Below are 6774 nucleotides of genomic sequence, written 5' to 3'. Positions count from 1 at the left end.
ACTTTATGTTTTAAAATGGAATGTAATTCTCTTTTAAAAACTAGATGGTAATTTTATACTAATTATTAGGTTAAAGTGAATATTCGCTAGCGAATTTATAAACAATCAACATTTATACTGGTTATTAACAATAACAAGGCCTAAATCATTGGTTAGATGTTCCTATGATGGGTGAAGTATTGATAACCTTGCTAAGGTAACGCACAACCAGATCCGATCAAAGTGATTGATATTTCGGTGTTTTCACCATCACCACAGTATTATCTGGTGTGATTTATAAATACGTCTACAGATCTAATACGCTGGATAAACCCAAAAAGTTATGGTCGTTTTTTAATCACCACTGATTGTGGGATTTTTTGTTCTGTTTGATGATATTGTTCAGGTAAATTAGATTTTTTATTAATCCTATTTTGAATAAACCCCTCGATGCTAGGCTGTTTCGAACAGTCGATATTTCCTCCAAATATACTTAATAATACGACGGTTGTTTTCTTTGTACTGCTGCTGCAATCTGCACGTACTTTAAGGTTATCTTTAAATTTTTCACCTTCGGACATAAAAGGTTCCTTGACGTCAGTATTTATCACAGGTGAATTTTTACGTTGTTGGTAATATTGAGATGCTTGTTCAGCTAATCTATTTTGTTGTTGTTGCTGAAAACTTTTTAGATGGCGTCTTGCCATGTTTGTTGTAGGCGTAAGCATCTCTAAACTAGCTGTTGGTGCCATGTTTTTATCAGCAAACGTTATCGTATTAACGTTATCACCTTGTTTCGGTTTATCTTGTAACTCTTTCTTCATCTCATCTTGGTCATCAGGTGGCACTAATTGGGATAAGACAGGGATTGTTGGTATTTTAAGTTTTGAATCGGATTCAACCAAGCTTTTGTCTGGTGCTTCAGAAACGGAGTTTGCTTCTTGTGGTTCAGTAGACAAAGGTGTTTTTTCTTTAATCACATCAACAGGGGTTTCTGGAATGGGGGTGGGCAAATCAAATATTAGTGTTGCTTGAATCACATCTAGATTTTTCTGTGGTGAGTCAGACATAGAAGGAAACATAATCGACTGGGCAACCACATATATAACAATCAGGTGAAGGAGTATTGATAAAAGTAAAAACGAATTTTTTTTAAACACTGATGCTAGCGCATGTCCTTAATGAATACCTACAATTGAGTAGAGTACCCTGTATTGGTTTAGTTCAAAATAGCCATATTCAAAATAAGGTGTTTTATCTAACTAGATCGAATCCAGCAATTTAAAGGCGTGGTTTGTAGAATCGGACATTAATATGACGGATTGGCTATCAGAAAATATACCTTTGGTAATTTTTTCTATCACAGCGTGTTCATTTTTGTTTGCTGCTATCACAATTGTGATTTTACCTAAATTTTCCAAGTCCATCTTTCCCAACATCGAAATTGTAAATGTGACTTCTGACGTTAGTGTTACGCCAGAAATGTTGGTGTAGTCGATAAAAAATTTTTCTGATATTGGTTAATGATAGCTTTGTATTCTTTGTCTTTTAACATAAACATCAAGCCTAATGCGTCAAGATTGCCATCGATGTTTTTAGAAATAAACATGTCGTATTGGAATATATTTTATCCGTTAATATGAAAAGCTGAGGATAAACCGGACTTAAGTACATCACACTGATATCTCAGTCTTAGTCACTGTAAATTCATCAATACTAGAACATATTTTCAAGTGTGCACCAATTTGATCCTTTTTTTGACTATTGCACCAAATAATCACAATGAAATGTAACATTCAACTTTTGTTACTGGTTAACTATATGATTTTATTGATAAAAAAACATGGCATAGGTTTTGTTGTAGTTTCATAAAATACTTGCAACACATGACAACAAACTGGGAGCTACACCATGAAATTAGTTACTGCGATCATTAAGCCTTTTAAGCTCGATGATGTGCGAGAGGCAATCTCCGAAATCGGGATCGATGGTTTGACTGTAACCGAAGTCAAAGGCTTTGGACGTCAAAAAGGTCACACCGAATTATATCGTGGCGCTGAGTATCAAGTGGACTTTTTACCGAAAGTTAAACTTGAAGTTGCCGTACAAGACGACCACGTCGAACGTTTGGTAGAAGCCATTGTTGGCGCTGCTAAAACCGGCAAAATTGGTGACGGTAAAGTATTTGTTTATGATTTAGAACATGCTGTTCGAATTCGTACTGGTGAAACAGATGGCGAAGCCATCTAGACTTTAGGAGAGAAACTATGGAAATTACTTTTGAATTGGGCTACGCCATAGATACATTTTACTTTTTGATGTGTGGTGTGCTAGTTATGTGGATGGCAGCTGGCTTTACAATGCTGGAAGCTGGCCTAGTTAGAGCAAAGAATACGACAGAAATACTAACTAAAAACGTTGCGCTTTATGCGATTGCTTGCATCATGTATATGGTGTGTGGTTATTGGATCATGTACGGAGGAGATGGAGGAATAAGCACTGCCACTCCATTCTTGGAAGGAATATTATCTGACGGTGCAACAGGTGTAGCTGAAGATGCGGCTACTTACGCACCTGCTTCTGATTTCTTTTTTCAAGTGGTATTTGTGGCTACAGCTATGTCTATTGTTTCTGGCGCAGTTGCAGAGCGTATGAAGCTTTGGGCATTTTTAGCCTTTACAGTGGTTCTAACTGGCTTTATTTATCCTATGTCAGGTTCTTGGACCTGGGGTGGCGATTCGGTATTTGGTTTATATACCTTAGGCGATATGGGTTTCTCTGATTTTGCGGGTTCGGGTATTGTGCACATGGCTGGTGCTTCTGCAGCTCTTGCTGGCGTATTGTTGCTAGGCTCACGAAAAGGCAAATATTCAGAAGATGGAAAAGTCAATGCAATACCTGGCGCTAACTTACCTATGGCGACCTTAGGTACCTTTATCTTATGGATGGGTTGGTTTGGTTTTAATGGTGGTTCAGTGCTAGCACTAGCCAGCGTAGAAAGCGCTAACGCTGTTGCAGTGGTATTCTTAAATACTAATGCTGCTGCAGCTGGTGGTTTAGTTTCTGCTCTCATTTTAGCGCGTATTTTGTTTAAGAAAGCTGACCTCACAATGGCCTTAAATGGTGCTTTGGCTGGCTTAGTTGCTATTACAGCTGAGCCTTCTACACCTAGTCCTATTCAAGCTACCTTATTCGGTGCTTTGGGTGGTATTTTAGTTGTGTTTAGTATCCTTGCTTTTGATAAATTGAAAATTGATGATCCTGTAGGTGCTATCTCTGTTCATGGCGTAGTGGGCTTGTTAGGTCTGTTACTAGTACCTTTCACAAATCCTGAAGCAGCCACTTTCAGTGGTCAGTTATTAGGTGCTGCTACTATATTTATTTGGGTATTTGGTATTAGCTTTATAGTGTGGGCAATATTGAAAGCTGTGATGGGTATCCGTGTCACCGAGGAAGAAGAGTTCGAAGGCGTAGATATGAGTGAGTGTGGCTTAGAAGCTTACCCTGACTTCACTATTTCACGTAATTAACCTTCAATCGTTAATCAAAAATTTTAAAAAGCGAACAAAAAATAATTAAGCTGTAAAAAGCACATTAAAAAGTAATTATTGATTAGATATTTATTAGCCCCACATTCGTGGGGCTTTTTTTATTTTAGAATAACGTGCTTTGAGTCACTTTTCCGAGGTTAAAATTGCATTATTTAGGGTCACTATCTTATAAATATGATGGGACATTTTTTGCCTCCTAAAGACTAAATTAGGAATGCAACATATGACAGAGCCACTGCTGTATGTATTTTTGTATGTGGCTAACTCCTCACTACCGGTTTCTTTGTGCAATTTCATTGAATAATTAAGTTACAGTAGTTTAACTCAGTGCATTGAACTACAAAATCAGAGTATCCTAATTATATTGTTAACCTTAAATTCGTGGCCAATGAAAATATCTATATTAATGAGTCTGTTAACCCTGATGTTAGGTAGCTCTAAAAGTTTTGCTTATGACCGGATCACGGGCGAACCTTTTGCCTCTCGTTCTGAAGTGATTGCCCAAAACGCTATGGTGGCTACCAGTCAGCCATTAGCCACTCAGGTAGGTTTGGAAATCCTTAGACAGGGCGGTAATGCCATAGATGCTGCCATTGCCGCCAATGCTATGCTAGGACTAGTTGAGCCAACTGGCAGCGGGATAGGTGGTGATTTATTCGCTATTGTTTGGGATGCTAAAACTCAGAAATTATATGGACTCAATGCATCGGGTCGCTCACCAAAGTCGCTCACCTTAGAGCATTTTAAGTTACAAGGGCTAGACAGTATTCCTGCCCATGGGCCTTTGCCCGTATCTGTTCCCGGTGCAGTAGACGGTTGGTTCGAACTGCATGCTAAGTTTGGTAGCTTACCCATGACCAGCATCCTTTCACCTAGTATCGAATACGCTAAAAATGGATTTCCTGTTAGTGAACTCGTTGCTTATTACATGCAGCGTAGTGCGCTTAAACTGAGTGGTTTTGAAGGCTTTAAAGAAACGTATATGCCCAAGGGTCATACACCAGTGAAAGGTCAGTTATTTAAAAATAAAGGATTAGCTGTTACCTACGAAAAAATTGCAACGGGTGGACGCGATGCCTTTTATAAAGGTGATATTGCTCGGTCGATAGCTGCATACATGAAAAAACAAGGTGGCTTTTTAAGTTATGACGATTTAGCCAGCCACACTTCTGAGTGGATCGAACCAGTCTCGACAAATTATAAAGGTTATGATGTTTGGGAATTACCGCCAAACGGTCAGGGCATCGCCGCTTTACAAATCTTAAATGTGCTAGAGCAGTTTGATGTCGAAGGTATGGGTTTTGGCTCAGAACAATACATTCATAGTTTTGTCGAAGCAAAAAAACTGGCGTTTGAAGATAGGGCAAAATATTATGCTGATCCTGCGTTTAATAAGATCCCAGTTGATTGGCTAATCTCAAAAGAATATGCCCAACAACGCCGTAAGTTAATTGATAATAATAAAGCCAGCAAACGTATTGATGCAGGATTGAATGAAGGAGATACCATTTACCTCACTACAGCAGATAAAGATGGAAATATGGTCTCGCTTATTCAAAGTAACTATCGTGGTATGGGGTCAGGTATGACACCTACTGGTTTAGGTTTTGTGTTGCAAGATAGAGGTGAAATGTTCAGTTTAAAAGAAGGCCACTTTAATGTTTATGCGCCAAATAAACGTCCCTTTCATACTATCATCCCTGCTTTTATTACTCGTAATGGTCAACCTTGGGTCAGTTTTGGCGTCATGGGCGGTGGTACACAACCACAAATGCATGCACAAATTGTAGTCAACCTCATTGATTTTGGAATGAATTTACAAGAGGCAGGGGATGCACCCAGAATGTTACATTCAGGCTCCAGCCAACCCACAGATGAAGTGATGACTGACGGTGGTTATGTCAGTTTAGAGACAGGTTTTAATGCCAAGGTTAAACGTCAACTTATTAAAAAAGGCCATGTTATACAAGATGTACTGGGGGCTTTTGGTGGATACCAAGCTATTATGCGCGATCCTGAAACTGGCATATATTATGGCGCGTCGGAAAGTCGGAAAGACGGCCAAGCGGCTGGCTATTAACTTTGTAGAATACGAGTAAAACATTATGACTCAAGCTCAAAAGGGCATCTGTGCAGAGCCTAATATTCACGCACTTTTTTTGACTTTCACTGTCATAGACGATGATGTTCAGGCCATGCGTGTAAAATTAGCCCGCACCTTAGACTTGTTTACATATTTTGATGAGGAATATTACGAAGCAATGGTGTCAGGTGTTTTGGCCATAGGCACTGATTATTGGTACGAGTTGTACCCTGATATTATCCCAAAAGAATTAGCTCCATTCCCCGCCATGAATTGCGACGATCGCAGTGCGCCGAATTCGCCCGGTGATTTGTTTATTCAAATCAAAGCAGATCGTATGGACATTTGTTATGCCATAGGTATCGAGATCATACAGTTGTTTAAAGTCCACGTTGACTTGTATGAAGAGGTGAGGGGTTTTCGATATTTAGACGGGAGAGACCTGACTGGTTTTGTAGATGGCACTGAAAACCCTCGTGGCATGCACAAATTTAATGTTGCGATAGTCGGTGATGATGATCCTGATTTTGCTGGAGGCAGTTACATTCATGTGCAGCGCTACCGACACAATATGACAAAGTGGCAGTTACTGCCTGTGGCAAACCAAGAAGACGTGATCGGCAGAACCAAAGCTGACAATACTGAATATAGCAGTGAAAAAAAGATGGCTTCGTCTCACGCACAGCGCTCTATTTTAAAAGATGAGAAGGGTAATAGCATGGAAATGCTCAGGCAAGGTATGCCTTACGGTGATATGTCGGTGCAGGGGTTATTTTTTGTTTCTTGTGGTAAAAGCCCTAAGCCTTTTACCACAATGTTGAATAGTATGATTTTTGGCGATGAGGAGGGAATTTACGATAAATTCCTCGATTACACCACAGCTGAAACTGGCGCAGCGTTTTTTGCGCCATCTACTACTTTTATCAAAAAACAAGCGAAGAAATAAATATTGTTGACGTTAGGCGTTATGAAATCAGTTCGATGAGTTATGTTAAAATTAGCCATAGGTATAGTGAAACAGTAGCTTTGAATTTTTGCCCCTCACGAATGAATATTGATTTAAAAAGATGTGGTTAGGTTTACTCTAAACTGTGAAATATTAGATGCTTGTTGACTGCAAAAAAATGCTTTGTAGATTATTGTGATAGTAGATGACTGTAC

Annotated in this window: 6 protein-coding genes; 5 read left to right on the top strand and 1 reads right to left on the bottom strand. The window is 39.1% G+C overall.

Going from position 1 to position 6774, the window contains the following annotated elements; genetic code table 11:
* Positions 1 to 320: 320 nt before the first annotated feature.
* Entirely contained in the window at positions 321 to 1139 is an 819-nt protein-coding gene (locus tag QZ562_RS01410; RefSeq protein ID WP_293755964.1) for a hypothetical protein, read from the bottom strand.
* Between the two features lie 154 nt (positions 1140 to 1293).
* Between QZ562_RS01410 and QZ562_RS01405 the strand changes: the two genes are divergently transcribed.
* The 5 genes from QZ562_RS01405 to QZ562_RS01385 all read left to right on the top strand — a co-directional run bounded on the left by QZ562_RS01405 (position 1294) and on the right by QZ562_RS01385 (position 6559).
* Complete coding sequence (locus QZ562_RS01405; protein ID WP_293755961.1) at positions 1294 to 1473, top strand: hypothetical protein; 180 nt, start codon at positions 1294 to 1296, stop codon at positions 1471 to 1473.
* Positions 1474 to 1890: 417 nt separating this feature from the next.
* Positions 1891 to 2229 carry a P-II family nitrogen regulator gene (gene glnK, locus QZ562_RS01400; RefSeq protein WP_007622553.1) on the top strand — a complete coding sequence of 113 codons (339 nt, stop codon included), beginning with the start codon at positions 1891 to 1893 and terminating at the stop codon, positions 2227 to 2229.
* A 17-nt stretch (positions 2230 to 2246) separates the two neighbouring features.
* The gene (locus QZ562_RS01395) at positions 2247 to 3509 is read left to right on the top strand and encodes an ammonium transporter (protein WP_293755956.1); all 1263 of its coding nucleotides are present in this window, start codon (positions 2247 to 2249) and stop codon (positions 3507 to 3509) included.
* Positions 3510 to 3936: 427 nt separating this feature from the next.
* Positions 3937 to 5610 carry a gamma-glutamyltransferase gene (gene ggt / locus QZ562_RS01390; RefSeq protein ID WP_293755976.1) on the top strand — a complete coding sequence of 558 codons (1674 nt, stop codon included), beginning with the start codon at positions 3937 to 3939 and terminating at the stop codon, positions 5608 to 5610.
* Between the two features lie 25 nt (positions 5611 to 5635).
* Positions 5636 to 6559 carry a Dyp-type peroxidase gene (locus QZ562_RS01385; RefSeq protein ID WP_293755953.1) on the top strand — a complete coding sequence of 308 codons (924 nt, stop codon included), beginning with the start codon at positions 5636 to 5638 and terminating at the stop codon, positions 6557 to 6559.
* The last annotated feature ends 215 nt before the right edge of the window (positions 6560 to 6774 follow it).

This window comes from uncultured Paraglaciecola sp., assembly GCF_913058035.1.
Classification (GTDB): Bacteria; Pseudomonadota; Gammaproteobacteria; order Enterobacterales; family Alteromonadaceae; genus Paraglaciecola.
The sequence above is the reverse complement of the archived record's forward strand: the minus strand, read 5'-3'. Positions and strand labels throughout refer to the sequence as shown.

What these genes read in the sequence shown, in the direction of transcription:
- QZ562_RS01405 (WP_293755961.1), top strand. Translation starts at nt 1,294, where the DNA reads ATGACGGATTGGCTATCAGAAAATATACCTTTGGTAATTTTTTCTATC.
- ggt (WP_293755976.1), top strand. Translation starts at nt 3,937, where the DNA reads ATGAGTCTGTTAACCCTGATGTTAGGTAGCTCTAAAAGTTTTGCTTAT.
- QZ562_RS01385 (WP_293755953.1), top strand. Translation starts at nt 5,636, where the DNA reads ATGACTCAAGCTCAAAAGGGCATCTGTGCAGAGCCTAATATTCACGCA.
- glnK (WP_007622553.1), top strand. Translation starts at nt 1,891, where the DNA reads ATGAAATTAGTTACTGCGATCATTAAGCCTTTTAAGCTCGATGATGTG.
- QZ562_RS01395 (WP_293755956.1), top strand. Translation starts at nt 2,247, where the DNA reads ATGGAAATTACTTTTGAATTGGGCTACGCCATAGATACATTTTACTTT.